This is a genomic window from Kluyvera cryocrescens NBRC 102467, from assembly GCF_001571285.1.
Classification (GTDB): Bacteria; Pseudomonadota; Gammaproteobacteria; order Enterobacterales; family Enterobacteriaceae; genus Kluyvera; species Kluyvera cryocrescens.
Genome location: NZ_BCTM01000002.1, coordinates 51,501 through 65,280, shown reverse-complemented (window position 1 = coordinate 65,280; position 13,780 = coordinate 51,501). Strand labels below are relative to the sequence as shown.

Sequence of the window (13,780 nt, the reverse complement as noted above, 5' to 3'; positions counted from 1 at the left end):
GCTTATAAGCGCTCAACGAAGTTTTCTTCACCGCCGTGTGAAAGGATGAAAAAACCATGGCGCTGTGAGTCGCGCCATGGCCAGTTTTAAGTCATGTTTAACGTTTCATTAGTGCTTAATAAGATACATCGTGTGCGTATACGCCACGTCTTCCGGGTTGGTAATCGGATAGCCTTTCAGCCACGGCTTAATTAAGCGCCCGTTGGTGTACTGATAAATCGGCGCGATGGGCGCCTTCTCTGCCAGAATCTTTTCCGCTTCGTTATAGTCAGCGTTACGCGCGGTGGCGGTATTCTCCATCGCCGCCTGGCGGATCACCTTATCGTAGGCCGGTTCGTTGAAGCGGGCGATGTTACCGGTATTGGTTGAGGTCAGCAGCGACAGGAAGGTCGACGGCTCGTTGTAATCGCCAACCCATGACGCGCGAATCACATCAAAATTGCCGGTATTACGGCTATCGATATAAGTTTTCCACTCCTGGTTTTGCAGCTTGACGTCAACACCGAGGTTTTTCTTCCACATCGACGCCACGGCAATCGCAATCTTCTGGTGGTTTTCCGAGGTGTTATACAGCAGCGTCAGCTTCAGTGGGCGATTTGGGCCGTAGCCTGCCGCCTGCAGCAGCGTTTTGGCCTGAGCATTCAGCTCCGCCTGGCTGCTCTGCTCCATCGCCGAAGGCTGCGGCGTAAAGCCCGCGGTCACGTCAGGGGTCAAGCGCCATGCCGGTTTTTCACCGGTTCCCAGCACCTTCTCAGCGATAATCCGTCGGTCGATAGTCATGCTCAGCGCCAGGCGCACGCGCGCATCGGCGGTTGGCCCTTTCTGGGTATTAAAGGCGTAGTAATACGTGCCCAACTGTGCCGGGGTATAGACCTGGCCCGGCAGCTCTTTGAGCAGCTTCTGATACTGGTTTTTCGGGAACGATTCGGTGATATCGATATCGCCGGCCAGATAGCGTTTGGTTGCCGCTGACTCCTGGTTAATTGGCACAAAGGTGACTTTCTGGATCACCGTTTTGGCATTATCCCAGTAGTGCTTGTTGGGCGTCGCCACCAGCTTTTCGTTAACCACGCGATCTGCCAGTACATAGGCACCGTTGCCCACCAGCTTGCCCGGGCGCGTCCAGTTCTTATCGCTCTCGACGTTCGTTTTATTCACCGGATAAAGGGAGAAGTTGGCGGTCAAATTGACGAACCACGGCAGCGGCTTATCAAGCTGAACCCGCAATGTATGCGCGTCAACAGCGGTCACGCCCAGTGAATCTGGCTTGGCTTTACCGTCGATAATATTCTGGGCGTTAGCGATCCCAGCCAGCGCGGCAAACCAGGCGAACGGTGACGTGGTGGCCGGATCGACCAAACGCTGCCAACTGTAGACGAAATCTTGCGCCGTGACCGGGGTGCCGTCAGACCATTTTGCGTCGTTACGCAGGGTAAAGGTCCAGATTTTCTGATCGTTAGTCTGCCAGCGGGTAGCAACACCGGGAATAATATTACCGTTAGCGTCCTGGTTAACCAGCCCTTCAAACAGATCGCGGATCACCTGGATTTCAGGTAGTCCGACCGCTTTTGCCGGATCCAATGATGCGGGTTCATCTTTGATGTGGCGAACCAGATCCTGCTGCTTAGCCAGCACGGTTCCGGCGGGAACATCAGCCGCGATGGCGGCGGAACTCAGGCCTGAAAGCAGTGCAGCAATGCAGGTCAAGGTGAAAGGATACTTCATGACATCCCCTATAAAGTAGATAAACCCAAGTAACATAATGGAAATATTATTTGTTTCACTTTCTATAAATGCAAATGTCATATCATAGAAAGTTGATTTACGCCGCCTATTACTGCTCAGGAAACTATTTGATTCGTGGCGAGTTTTGCACAACACTGCTGTGTATCTCACCGGGAATCAGGAATTCCACTATGTCAGCTCTCCGCCCTCGCGCCCAGCGCGGCGCGTTCCCGCAAGGGACACAACACTACGGCCGTTCACTGCTCGGCGCACCGCTTATTTGGTTCCCCGCAGCCACGGCAGGCCCGCAAAGTGGTTTGATTATCGCCGGCACCCACGGGGATGAGAACTCCTCGGTCGTCACCCTCTCCTGTGCGCTGCGCGCGCTGTCACCGGAACTTCGCCGCCATCACGTGATCCTGGCGGTCAACCCGGATGGCTGCCAGCTTGGGCTACGTGCCAACGCGAACGGTGTCGATTTGAATCGCAACTTCCCGGCTGCTAACTGGAAAGCGGGTGAGACCGTCTACCGCTGGAACAGCGCCGCCGAGCAACGCGATGTGGTGCTGCTGACCGGCAGCCGCCCTGGCTCAGAGCCGGAAAGCCGGGGGCTTTGCCAGCTGATTCACCAAATTAGCCCGGCCTGGGTGGTGTCATTCCATGATCCGCTGGCCTGTATTGAAGACAGTCGAAACAGCGAGCTGGGACAGTGGTTGTCAACGGCATTCAGCCTGCCGCTGGTCAGCAGCGTTGGCTATGAAACGCCGGGCTCCTTTGGCAGTTGGTGTGACGATATTGGTCTGCACTGCATCACCGCAGAATTCCCGCCCATCTCTTCTGATGAAGCCAGCGAGAATTACCTCGATGCGATGACGCAGCTATTGCACTGGCAGCCAACCCATCACAAATGAAGCTCACCGCAGGTAAAGCGTAGCGCCGGCTGCGCGTCAACGGCGAGCCAGGTTGGGCCATCAAGGTCGGCAAACCGAACCTGCGTGGCCAACGGCAACGCAGCGTTAATCGCCCGCGAGGTGCAGAGCATACAGCCCAGCATTAGCGCGAAACCCTGCGCTTTGGCTTCGGCTGCCAGCGCCAGCGCTTCGGTGAGGCCGCCGGTTTTATCGAGTTTAATGTTCACCATCTCATAGCGTCCCCGCAGCACCGGCAGATCATCGCGGGTATGACAGCTTTCATCAGCGCAAATCGGCAGCGGGTGAATGAAATTCTCCAGCGCCTCGTCTTCACCAACCGGTAACGGCTGTTCCAGCATCGCCACATTGAGATCCGCTAACAGTTGGCAGCGCGCCGCCAGGCCATCACCACGCCAGGATTCATTGGCGTCGACAATCAGCGTGGCCTGCGGCGCCGCTTCGCGGATCGCCACCATCCGTTCGCAGATAAAATGGTTATCCAGCTTGACCTTAAGCAGCGTCGCCCCGCTGGCGCACAGCGCTTTTGCACTTGCGGCCATCTGTTCTGGGGTACCGATGACCACCGTTTGTGCAGTCACCACCGTGTCGGGAAGCGCAACGCCGAGCTGAGTGACAACGTCACTTTTAAGTTGATTCGCCTCCAGACTCCACAGCGCGCAGTCGACCGCATTGCGCGCGGCGCCGGCGGGCAGCATGGCTGCTAGCTGTGCGCGGGTAATCCCCTGCTCAAGCTGTTCTCCAATGGCCATTATCTGCGCCATCACCGAAGCCAGACTTTCCCCATAGCGCGGATACGGCGTGCATTCACCGACCCCTTTGACGCCATCCTGTTCAAGCTCTACCACCACCACCTTCGCTTCGCTGCGGCTACCGCGAGCGATAACAAACGGCGAGTGCAGCGGCCAGGCTTCTTCAAAAACGCGCAGCTTTCTCATTTTCACTCCTTTTTATTAGGCGCAAATAGGGTTTGCCGTGTTAACACCTGATGTCATACACTAGGGCAGACGTTAACTATATGTAAACAGGAAGATAATCATGTCGCAAACCGTACATTTCCAGGGCAATCCCGTTGCTGTTCAAGGTTCTATCCCACAGGCTGGCGATAAAGCTCAACCGTTTACGCTGGTGGCAAAAGATCTGTCTGACGTCACCCTCGGCCAGTTCGCTGGCAAACGTAAAGTTCTGAACATTTTCCCAAGCATCGATACCGGCGTTTGTGCGGCATCCGTGCGTAAATTCAACCAACTGGCGGGCGAGCTGGATAACACCGTTGTTCTGTGCATCTCCGCTGACCTGCCGTTCGCGCAGTCTCGCTTCTGCGGTGCAGAAGGTCTGAGCAACGTTGTGACGCTGTCCACCCTGCGTGCGCCAGAATTCCTGCAGACCTACGGCGTAGGCATTGCAGATGGCGGCCTGAAAGGCCTGGCGGCACGTGCCGTTGTGGTCATCGATGAAAACGACAACGTTGTCTACAGCGAGCTGGTGAACGAAATCACCAACGAACCAGACTACGATGCGGCACTGGCTGCGCTGAAAGCGTAAGCACCGACCGCAAAAGCAAAACAGCCTCTTCTTAAGAGGCTGTTTTTTTTATCACTCTTCGCCCTTCTTACTGCTCAGGCCGTATTCACGCAGCTTATTCGCAATCGCGGTATGCGAAACGCCAAGGCGTTTTGCCAGCTTACGCGTACTTGGATAGCTGTGATAAAGCTGAGCCAGCACCGAGCGTTCGAAGCGACGCGTAATATCATCCAATGACCCTTCCATCGCTTCCTCACCCACCGCCACGCTGGAGACATCATTATCCGGCAGCAGCACGTCCTGCGGACGCAGTTCATAACCTTCAAGCTGCGTGAGCGCGCGGTACACCGCATTTTTCAGCTGACGAACGTTGCCCGGCCAGCCGTAGCGGGTCAGCACGGTATTGAGATCGGCAGACAGCTTCGGCCGGGAAATCCCCTGCTCATCCGCAAAGCGCGCCACAAACAGCTCGGTCAGCGGCATGATGTCCTGCGGACGATCGCGCAGCGGAGGCAGATTCAAGGTCAGTACGTTAAGACGATAGTAGAGATCCTCGCGGAACAGCCCTTTTTGCACCAGCTCGACCAGGTTTTTCTGGGTGGCACAAATCACGCGCACATCAACGTGGACTTCATGATCCTCACCGACGCGACGGAACGTCCCGTCATTAAGGAAACGCAGCAGTTTGGTCTGCATACGCGGCGACATTTCACCGATTTCATCCAGCAGCACCGAGCCGCCGTTGGCCTGCTCGAAGAAGCCCTTTTTACCTTCTGCTGCATCACCAAACAGTTCGCTCTCTACCGCATCTTCCGGGATAGAACCGCAGTTCAGCGCCAAATACGGCTTTGCTGCTCTTGGGCTGGCTAAATGGCAGGCATGCGCCAGCAAATCTTTCCCTGTGCCGGTTTCCCCGACAATCAGCAGCGGCGCGGTCAGCAGCGCCAGCTTGCGCGCTTGATCCACCACCTGACGCATACGCGGGCTAACCCCCACGATCTGGCTAAATGCGCTCACATCCTGGGTGGTCATGGTCTGCAACTGGCGTCCCATTCTCAGCGTCGAGCGAAGCATCACCACCGCGCCGCCGAGAATACGGGTATCGTCTTCACCGTTGAGATACACCGGCGTCGCTTCCAGCAGGAAGTTTTGCCCTTGAATCACCACATGCTCAGCCAACGACTCAACGGAATCACTCTCCAGCCAGCGCTGGAAATTAAAACCGCTAATCAACTGCGTGACGTTATGACTGCGCATACGCTCCTGGCTCATGCCAAACAGCTGACAGCTTGCCGGGTTTGCGCGTTCGATTTTACTGCGGGTGTCCAGCGACAGCACCGGTTCCGGCATCGCTTCCAGCAATGCGCTCAGCGCCAGATGCTCGCGCTCTGATGGCATCCACGGTACGGTGCGTACGTCCGTGACCCCGGCGATACGGCGGATTTCCGCCATCAGGCTGCTGAAGCTGGTGAATTCCAGCTCCGCGAAATTAAGATAGATTCGGCCAACAGGGTCGATATCGATGCCGCGCAGGTCAATGCCGCGCAGGACCAGAAGATCGAGCAGTTCACGAGTCAGACCGAGACGGTCTTCACAAAAGACTTCAAGACGCATGGGAGTTTTCACCCTTAAAAGCCAAAGACGTATGAATAATAAGACAGTTTTTCACTGGCGGGAAGATGACTGTCAACAATTATTGACAGTATGGCGGAAAAATCGACTTTGTGCCGTAAAGTTATGCGTTCATGAAGTGAAAACTGCACCGCGCGGTAACCGGCCCCCCAGCCCTCTCCCTTAAAACTGGAGAGCGGGCCCAGAGCACCAGTACTGCGAACACGCGGGCAGCGGCGGATAAAGCGACAACGCGTACAACACGGCCCCTTGCCCCTCAGGGCTGAAGGGCAAGGGGCCGGTACTCCCCAACGTGAGCGTTCACCCCATTCGGTGTTCGCCGCGCCCTATCGCATCGCGATCGAAAAAGCGCTGGATCACACCACCGGCCATAAATGCCGCGCGATCCGACATATGCGCAATCACATCAGCATCGTGGCTCACCAGCAGATAGGTCATCCCGTGATCCTGCTTCAACCGGTTAAGCAAATTGAGTATTTCCGCCTGCACCGACATATCCAACGCCGACGTCGGTTCGTCGAGCAGCAGAATTTTAGGCCGCAGCAGCAGCGCACGGGCAATGGCCACGCGCTGACGCTGTCCGCCGGAAAGCTGATGCGGATACCGTCGCGCGGCATCGGCGGGCAGCCCCACCTGCTCAAGCGCGGTATTCACTCGTGCTTCAATATCACTCTCACCGTGGATTTGCAGTGGCTCGGATAGCGTGCGCCACAGCGTGTGGTTTGGGTGCAGCGAGGCATAGGGGTCCTGAAAAACCATCTGCACGTTACGCCGCAGCGCCCCCTGAAAACGTGTCCCCGGCGTGATGTTCTGGCCAAACAGTGTCACCTGGCCACGCCACTCGCGCTGGAGCCCGGCAATCACCCGCAGAATCGTGGACTTCCCGCATCCCGACTCGCCAATCAGGCTAAACGTTTCTCCCGCCTCTACCTGGAATTGGGCACCGGATACAGCATTTTTATCACCAAAGGTGACCTGAAGCGCATTGAGATCAAAGATCGTCATATCCCACCTCCTCAAAGCTCTGGCGACGGTCAAGCGTCGGTAGCGGCTGCCCATAGGTGTGCGCATTCGGGCGGCAAGTCCACAGCGTCCGCGTGTAGGGATGCGTCGCCTGCGGCAACGCGCTGGCGGTCATCTCATCGACGCGGTTCCCCTGATACATCACCAGCACCCGATGACAATGCTCGGCCACCAGCGGCAGGTCGTGGCTGATTAACAGCATCGCCATTTTCCGCTGTTCGCATTGCGCCACTAACAGCTCCAGGATTTGGTTACGCAATCTGGCATCCAGCGCCGAGGTTGGTTCATCGGCAATCAGCACCTGAGGGTCGTTGATAAGTGCAATAGCAATCATCACCCGTTGCCCCATACCACCGGACAGTTCGCCCGGATAGCGATTGAGCACCTGAACATCCAACCCCATCGCCAGAACCGCCGCTTCCATCTTTTCCTGACGTTCGCGGCGATTAAGCCGCTGATGCAGCGTCAACACTTCTTCCAACTGCGCACGCACCGTTTTCACCGGATTAAGCGCATAGCGCGGATCCTGCAATACCATCGCGATATCGCTTCCCCGCAGCGCACGCCAGCCTCGCGCATTTAAGGTCAACACATCACGGCCCAGCACATTCAACTGGTCAGCCGTGACAATCCCCGGTCGACGTACCAGTCCCATCAACGCACGCGCGGTCATGGATTTGCCGGAGCCCGATTCCCCCACCAACGCTAAGCGCTCATTGCCGAGGGTAAAACTCATATTATTGACCACCCGCGACCCGGGATAATCAATATTCAGTCCCTGAACGGACAAGCGTTGTTCAGTCATGTTGCGGCTCCAGAACGTCACGTAAACCATCACCCAGTAGATTAAACGCCAGGCTGGCGATCAAAATCGCCGCACCAGGGGCCGCGGCAATCCACCACTGGTCAAATATCACCTGCATACCATCAGCGATCATGGCCCCCCACTCCGCCATTGGCGGACGAGCACCGAGCCCAAGGAACCCCAGTCCAGCGGCAGCCAGAATAATTCCTGCCAGATCCAGCGCTAAGCGCACGATGGCGGACGGCAGGCACAGCGGCAGAATATGGCCAACCAACAGCCGAAGCCCGCGAATGCCCATCATCTCGGCGGCGGCCAGATAGTCGCTGTGGCGCAAACGCTGAATTTCGCTGCGTGCCTGCCGCGCATAAGCAGGCCAGGTGGTCAGCGCCAGCGCCAGTGCGCCGTTGACCAGCCCTGGTCCCAGCATGGCGACAAAAGCAAACGCCAGAATCAACCGCGGCATCGACATCACCACGTCGGTAAAACGCATCAAAATGCGCTCGAGCCAGCCGCCGTAATAGCCGGAGAGAATCCCGACCAACAGCCCCACTGGCAGGGTAATGACCGTCACCAGCGCCACCAGCCCCAGCGCCGGACGAGTGCCATAGATCAGGCGGGAAAGCAGATCGCGCCCATAGCTATCGGTCCCCAGCCAATGCGTTGCACCCGGCATTTGCAGGCGCATTGCGGCGTCCTGCCAGTTCGGATCCATCGGCGCGAGCCAGGGCGCAAACAGCGCGGTCAGGAGCAATAAGGTGATGACAATCAGGCCGCTGCAGGCCGCCGGCGATCGGAGTAAACGACGAAAAAAGACAGACGTAGGCATCAGCTCACCCTCGGGTCGGTCAGCCGCACCAGCACGTCGGTGAGGTTATTAATCAATACAAAGCACACGCCGATAAGCAGCGTGCCTCCCATAATGGCTGACATATCGCCGGCAAATAGCGCCGTTGTCAGATAGCGGCCGATCCCCGGCCAGGAGAAGACCGTTTCGGTCAGCACCGCGCCCTCCAGCATGGAGGTGTAGGCTAGCGCGATAACCGTGAGCAGCGTACCGCGAATATTGGGCAGCACATGGCGCAGCAATATGCTCATCTCGCCAGCGCCTTTGGCACGCGCCAGCAGGATGTACTCTTTGTTCATCTCGCTCAGACAGGCGGATCTCGTCAGTCGCGTGATGCTGGCCATCGAATAATAGGCCAGCAGCAGCACGGGCAGCACCAGATGGCTGAATGCATTACGAAACGCCTCTTTATCGCCGGAAAGCCAGGTATCAATCAGCGCAAAGCCGGTTTTCGGCTCAATGGTGAACTGGTAGATATCGTCGAGCCGACCCGGCCCGGGACTCCATTGAAGCTTTGCGTAAAACAGCGCCAGCATCAGCAGCCCAAGCCAAAAAATTGGTACCGAGTTGCCCAGCAGCGTGAGAGTTCGTACGGCAAAATCCCACGGCGTCCCGGCGTAGCGAGCGCACAGCACACCGGCAATCACGCCAAGCACGGCGCCCACGATCAGCGCTAAAGTCGCCAGTTCTAAGGTAGCGGGAAATGCCGCCAGTAGATCGTGCAGTACAGGCTGTCCGGTAGCGCTGGCGGTGCCCAAATCACCGTGAGCCAGATTCAGCAGATAGTGCCAGAACTGTACCGGCAGCGAACGATCAAGGCCCAGTTGGTGACGAACCTGATCGTAGGTGGATTGGCTGGCGTGGTCGCCAACGATTTGCAGCACCCGATCAACGGGTGAGAAAGCTGAGAGCGCAAAGGTCACCAGCAGCAGCCCCAGGAGGGTTAGCGCCAGGGTGAGCAGCCCCTGAAACAGCGCGGACAGTAAACGCCGGGTTCGCTGAGCGGTTGGATTCGGTAAAGCGGCGGGCATGAGCATTCCGTATATCAACAATAAAAGAACAACAGCGGCCCGAAAGCTGACGCCTGCGGGCCGCTGCTGCGACGGCGATTACTTCGTGACGCGGTCGTACCAGACCATATCGGCGTTAAGCCCCTGCTGGTAGCCCTTCACGTTATCGCGGATAACGATTTGCGTTTTACCCTGATCAATAAATACGTACGGCGAGCTACGTTGAAGTTCTTCCTGCATTTTTTTGTACAGGTCGAGGCGCTTGGTGGCATCCGGCTCGGCAACTGCCGCCAGCGTGGCTTTATTCAGCTCGGGGATTTTCCAGCCGTTAAGGCCCGCAACGGTGCTCGATTTGCCGTCGTTAAAGGCAAAAGCGCTGGCGTTAGAGTGCGCATCGAAGTAGTCAGGGATCCACAGACGAATTGCCGCCTGATGCTGTTTAGCGCGCACGCGCGCGTACACCTGACTACCGGCTGCCGGCAGCAGATCCACCTTCACACCGCCCTGGGCAAAGCTCGCCTGCATCGACTGGGCGATAGTGATAAACGGCGGTTTGTTTTCCACGTCGAGGGTGAAGTGCGCATCTTTGATCCCGGCTTTAGCCAGAATCTCTTTCGCCTTCGCCGGATCAAATTTAAACGGCGTGTTGTCCAGCGCGCCCGGGAAACCCACCGGCAGGAAACTTTGGTGAACGAAATACTGCCCTTTTAGCAGATCTTTGGTGATGCCGTTATAGTCCACCAGCCAGCGGGCCGCTTCCCAGAATGCCGGGTTGGCCAGCAGCGGGTTAGCGCTATTGCCGGTATTGAATACCACGTAGTTTTGCTCGGCGGATGGAATGCTCAGCACCTGTAGCCCTGGTTTACCCTGCAGCGCATCAATTTGGTCGGCGCCAAGATCGCGGGCAACGTCAGCATCGCCCTGCTGGATCAGCAGGCGGCGGGAGGCCGGATCCGGCACGTTTTTGATGATCACGCTTTTCAGCTTCGGCGCGCCGGTTGGCGAGCTCTCGTTGGCTTCCAGTACGATGGCCTGGTGCGGCTGATAGACGCGCATTTTGAACGCGCCGCTGCCCGCCGAGTGCATTTTCAGCCACTCGTTGCCGAAATCGTTACCTTTGACGTTGGCCGCCACCAGTTTCTCATCGACGATAGAAGCAATTGGCGTCGAAAGAATATTCAGCGCCACCGCCGGGCTGACATCGGCAGTCCAACTCACCTGTAGCGTATGATCGTCGATTTTCTTCAACTGACTGGCTATGTTGTCAGGCTGCCAGCCAAGGACGTTAAGAATAAAGGCCGGGGATTTGTTGAGCGTGACGGCGCGGGTGTAGGAGAAAATCACATCTTCCGGACGCAGTGCGTTTCCGGAGGCGAACTTCGCGTCGCTTTTCAGTTTAATGGTCAGGGTTTTCGCTGCCGCATCGGCCTGCCAGCTCGCGGCCAGAATCGGCGTAATTTTAGCGGGATCGGTACGGTCTGGCTGCACCAGACGCTGGTAAAGGCTTGGCACCGTCTGAATGCTGGAGAGCTCGTTGGCCTCCGCAGGGTCAAGGCTGACAATGTCATCAAGGCCTTGGGCAACCACCAGCGTATTGGCCGGGGTTGCAGCATAAACGGAGGCTGACAGCGCACTCAGCACAAGTAAAGACAGCAGCTTTTTGGTCATCGGACTTCCTGAAAGTGATTATGTCGTTGAAGTTTTCGACTAAATTAGCGCTGCTAGTCACTTTCAGTAAAGTTAAGTATAGATATACGTTATGCCATTTTGGCATAACGTTATTTATTCACATTCATTTGTCCTGCGACGCTGCCGCTTTCCCCTTCTGTAACGTGGCCTTGAGTTGCCCAACCAGCTCACGGCGGAAATCGCCTAACCGCGGCTTATCGTTGTCCAGCCACGGCAGCGGACGGCAAAGCTCCATCGCTTTGATACCCAGACGCGCGGTCAGCAAACCGGCGCCAATTCCCTGCGCGGCACGCGTAGAAAGACGGGCGGCAAGATCCTGCGACATCCAGTCCATTCCGACCTCACGCACCAGCTCGCTGGCCCCGGCGAAAGCGATATTAATCAGCACCAGGCGGAACAGACGCAAACGGCTGTAATAGCCCAGTTCAATACCGTACAGATTAGCGATGCGATTAATCAACCGCAGGTTACGCCAGGCAATAAACGCCATATCCACCAGCGCCAACGGACTGACGGCGATCATCAGCGTTGACTCTGCGGCCGAGCGGCTGATTTCGCGACGAGCCTGGGCATCCAGCACTGGCTGCACCAGATGCGCATAAAGGCTCACCACTTCCCTGTCGCTTTGGGTTTCGTGGATCGCCGCATACCAGCGTTGAAGCGCCGGATGAGAGTGATCCAGCCCCGCCTGCCGCGCCAGCCCTTCACAAAACGCTCGCGCTTTGCCCACACCGTGGCTATGCATCAGCGTGCGCGCTTCATCGCGCTCCTGCGCGCGTTGGCGTAAACGCCACAGTCTGCGCCATTCGGTGGCCACAGAGCCCACGCCGGCACCGATAATCAGCGCACCGGCAACACAGCCACCCAGCGATACCCAATCCTGAGTCTGCCAGGCATTCGCCGTCCACTGCACGCCCTGGGCAACCACGCTAATACCAAACAGGCCAAGCCCCGCGCCGACCATTTTGCGCCACAGGCTGCGTTTTGGCCGCAGTGCAGCCTCAATGCTGGCCTCAGCCTGGCCTTCGTTTTCCGCCTCATCGTCCAATGCGACTGGCGCAAATTTCTGTGCAGTCTCACCGTCAAAGGCCTGAGAGGATTTAAACTGTTCGGTTTTTTCTTCCGTTAGCGGGCCAGTAAAATCAATCCGGGGTTTAAAGGAATCGCTCATCGCAGTTTATCTCCTATCAAAAACTCCAGCGCAGCATCGAGCCGAATGTGCGGCAGCGGCTGGTCAACATCCATCGTCTGCGGACGGAAATTCTCGAACTGAAAGCCCTGTTTATCCCAAAACGCCTGACCCGGTAAACGAGCCGGCACCTCGCCTGGATAGACGGTCAGCGGTTCGCCGTCGCTCAATCGATGACCGCGTAGCGCCGGGATTTTCTCACCGTTAACGTCAATTAATCCACTCTGCGTGGCCTGCACCGAGGCCAGCCCCAGGCAGTCCATGGTGATCCCTTCGAACGCGGCATTTTGCCAGGCATCCTGAATCAACTGCTGTAAGAGCGACACCATATTACCGTGCTGATCGACCGTCACGTGGTCCGCTTTGGTGGCAGCAAACAGCAGTTTGTCGATAACCGGGGAGAACAGACGGCGGAACAACGTGCGCTGGCCATAGTGGAAGCTGTGCATTAGCTGCGTCAACGCAAGGCGCATATCGTTAAACGCCTGCGGCCCGCTGTTAAGCGGCTGCAGGCAGTCCACCAGCACAATCTGGCGGTCGAAGCGCAAAAAGTGGTCTTTATAGAACCCTTTAACCACCTTTTCGCAGTAGTAGTTAAAACGCTCGCGCAGCATGCCGGCGTTGGTACTTTTGCCCGCCTGCGCCAGTTTGGCTTCACCCGCGGCGTCGACGTCAGGCCAGGGGAAAAACTGTAGCGCCGGCGCGCCGGCCAGCTCGCCCGGCAGCACAAAGCGGCCCGGCTGAATGAAATGCAGGCCCTGCTGTTTACACTGATGCAGATAATCGGTCCAGGCCTGGGCTATTTCAGCCAACCGATTTTCATCCGCAGGGGCGAGCGGATCCAGCCCTTCACAGAGCTGACGCCAGGTTGCCGACCACTCCGCCCGCTGACCGTTCAACAAGCCGGTCATTTGCCGCGACCAGCTTAAATAGTCCTGAGTCAGCATCGGTAAATCGAGCAGCCACTCGCCGGGATAATCGACGATTTCCAGGTACAGCGTGGAGGTCTCTTTAAAATGACGCAGCAGCGAATCGTGCGATTTGTAGCGCAGCGCGAGACGAATCTCGCTGACGCCGCGCGTTGGCGTAGGCCAGGTCGGAGGCTGACCGTAAAGCTGAGCCAGCCCTTCATCATAGGTAAAACGGGGAACACCGAGATCGCGCTGAGGGATGCGTTTCACCCCCAGCAGGCGTTCGTCGCGAACCGCGCCCAGCAGCGGCAGGCGTGCACCGGTGTGAATATTCAGCAGCTGATTGACCATACCGGTAATAAACGCAGTCTTGCCGCTACGGCTGAGGCCGGTTACGGCAATACGAAGATGCCGGTCAACACTTCGGTTGACCAGCGCATTGAGTTCAGTTTTGAGTCGCTTCATTGCTTAATAGACACTCCTGTCAACGCCGATAACG

12 protein-coding genes are annotated in these 13,780 nt (G+C 57.2%); 2 read left to right on the top strand and 10 right to left on the bottom strand.

Annotated features, from left to right (window positions below):
* Positions 1-108 precede the first annotated feature (108 nt).
* Complete coding sequence (locus KCR01S_RS02180; RefSeq protein ID WP_061279521.1) at positions 109-1,725, bottom strand: peptide ABC transporter substrate-binding protein; 1,617 nt, start codon at positions 1,723-1,725, stop codon at positions 109-111.
* A gap of 191 nt (positions 1,726-1,916) precedes the next feature.
* On the opposite strand from KCR01S_RS02180, the gene mpaA reads away from it, so the two are divergent.
* Positions 1,917-2,636, top strand: coding sequence for a murein tripeptide amidase MpaA (gene mpaA / locus KCR01S_RS02175; RefSeq protein ID WP_061279520.1), 720 nt, complete (start codon positions 1,917-1,919; stop codon positions 2,634-2,636).
* Here the strand turns inward: mpaA and ycjG are convergent.
* Entirely contained in the window at positions 2,627-3,592 is a 966-nt protein-coding gene (ycjG, locus tag KCR01S_RS02170) for an L-Ala-D/L-Glu epimerase (RefSeq protein ID WP_061279519.1), read from the bottom strand. The genes mpaA and ycjG overlap by 10 nt on opposite strands.
* A gap of 100 nt (positions 3,593-3,692) precedes the next feature.
* Between ycjG and tpx the strand changes: the two genes are divergently transcribed.
* Complete coding sequence (gene tpx / locus KCR01S_RS02165; protein WP_061279518.1) at positions 3,693-4,199, top strand: thiol peroxidase; 507 nt, start codon at positions 3,693-3,695, stop codon at positions 4,197-4,199.
* A gap of 51 nt (positions 4,200-4,250) precedes the next feature.
* Here the strand turns inward: tpx and tyrR are convergent, their stop codons facing one another.
* The 8 genes from tyrR to KCR01S_RS02125 all read right to left on the bottom strand — a co-directional run bounded on the left by tyrR (position 4,251) and on the right by KCR01S_RS02125 (position 13,746).
* Complete coding sequence (gene tyrR, locus KCR01S_RS02160) at positions 4,251-5,792, bottom strand: transcriptional regulator TyrR (RefSeq protein ID WP_061279517.1); 1,542 nt, start codon at positions 5,790-5,792, stop codon at positions 4,251-4,253.
* Positions 5,793-6,110: 318 nt separating this feature from the next.
* Positions 6,111-6,815: an ABC transporter ATP-binding protein gene (locus tag KCR01S_RS02155; RefSeq protein ID WP_061279516.1), complete on the bottom strand. Its 705-nt coding sequence runs from the start codon at positions 6,813-6,815 to the stop codon at positions 6,111-6,113.
* Positions 6,802-7,638, bottom strand: a complete 837-nt coding sequence (locus tag KCR01S_RS02150) for an ABC transporter ATP-binding protein (RefSeq protein ID WP_061279515.1) — start codon at positions 7,636-7,638, stop codon at positions 6,802-6,804. Before KCR01S_RS02150 ends, KCR01S_RS02155 begins: the two co-directional genes overlap by 14 nt.
* Positions 7,631-8,464, bottom strand: a complete 834-nt coding sequence (locus KCR01S_RS02145) for an ABC transporter permease (RefSeq protein WP_061279514.1) — start codon at positions 8,462-8,464, stop codon at positions 7,631-7,633. Before KCR01S_RS02145 ends, KCR01S_RS02150 begins: the two co-directional genes overlap by 8 nt.
* Positions 8,464-9,513, bottom strand: coding sequence for an ABC transporter permease (locus KCR01S_RS02140; protein ID WP_061279513.1), 1,050 nt, complete (start codon positions 9,511-9,513; stop codon positions 8,464-8,466). The genes KCR01S_RS02145 and KCR01S_RS02140 overlap by 1 nt, the downstream gene beginning before the upstream one ends.
* Before the next feature lie 78 nt (positions 9,514-9,591).
* Positions 9,592-11,160: an ABC transporter substrate-binding protein gene (locus KCR01S_RS02135; RefSeq protein WP_061279512.1), complete on the bottom strand. Its 1,569-nt coding sequence runs from the start codon at positions 11,158-11,160 to the stop codon at positions 9,592-9,594.
* Positions 11,161-11,284: 124 nt separating this feature from the next.
* Positions 11,285-12,352 (bottom strand): YcjF family protein, encoded by a 1,068-nt coding sequence (locus KCR01S_RS02130; RefSeq protein ID WP_061279511.1) that lies wholly within the window; start codon positions 12,350-12,352, stop codon positions 11,285-11,287.
* Positions 12,349-13,746 (bottom strand): YcjX family GTP-binding protein, encoded by a 1,398-nt coding sequence (locus KCR01S_RS02125; RefSeq protein ID WP_061279510.1) that lies wholly within the window; start codon positions 13,744-13,746, stop codon positions 12,349-12,351. The genes KCR01S_RS02130 and KCR01S_RS02125 overlap by 4 nt, the downstream gene beginning before the upstream one ends.
* Positions 13,747-13,780: the final 34 nt, after the last annotated feature.

Coding starts and splice junctions, on each gene's coding strand:
- KCR01S_RS02145 (WP_061279514.1), bottom strand. CDS start 8,464: ATGCCTACGTCTGTCTTTTTTCGTCGTTTACTCCGATCGCCGGCGGCC.
- tpx (WP_061279518.1), top strand. CDS start 3,693: ATGTCGCAAACCGTACATTTCCAGGGCAATCCCGTTGCTGTTCAAGGT.
- KCR01S_RS02155 (WP_061279516.1), bottom strand. CDS start 6,815: ATGACGATCTTTGATCTCAATGCGCTTCAGGTCACCTTTGGTGATAAA.
- KCR01S_RS02150 (WP_061279515.1), bottom strand. CDS start 7,638: ATGACTGAACAACGCTTGTCCGTTCAGGGACTGAATATTGATTATCCC.
- ycjG (WP_061279519.1), bottom strand. CDS start 3,592: ATGAGAAAGCTGCGCGTTTTTGAAGAAGCCTGGCCGCTGCACTCGCCG.
- mpaA (WP_061279520.1), top strand. CDS start 1,917: ATGTCAGCTCTCCGCCCTCGCGCCCAGCGCGGCGCGTTCCCGCAAGGG.
- KCR01S_RS02140 (WP_061279513.1), bottom strand. CDS start 9,513: ATGCCCGCCGCTTTACCGAATCCAACCGCTCAGCGAACCCGGCGTTTA.
- tyrR (WP_061279517.1), bottom strand. CDS start 5,792: ATGCGTCTTGAAGTCTTTTGTGAAGACCGTCTCGGTCTGACTCGTGAA.
- KCR01S_RS02180 (WP_061279521.1), bottom strand. CDS start 1,725: ATGAAGTATCCTTTCACCTTGACCTGCATTGCTGCACTGCTTTCAGGC.
- KCR01S_RS02135 (WP_061279512.1), bottom strand. CDS start 11,160: ATGACCAAAAAGCTGCTGTCTTTACTTGTGCTGAGTGCGCTGTCAGCC.
- KCR01S_RS02130 (WP_061279511.1), bottom strand. CDS start 12,352: ATGAGCGATTCCTTTAAACCCCGGATTGATTTTACTGGCCCGCTAACG.
- KCR01S_RS02125 (WP_061279510.1), bottom strand. CDS start 13,746: ATGAAGCGACTCAAAACTGAACTCAATGCGCTGGTCAACCGAAGTGTT.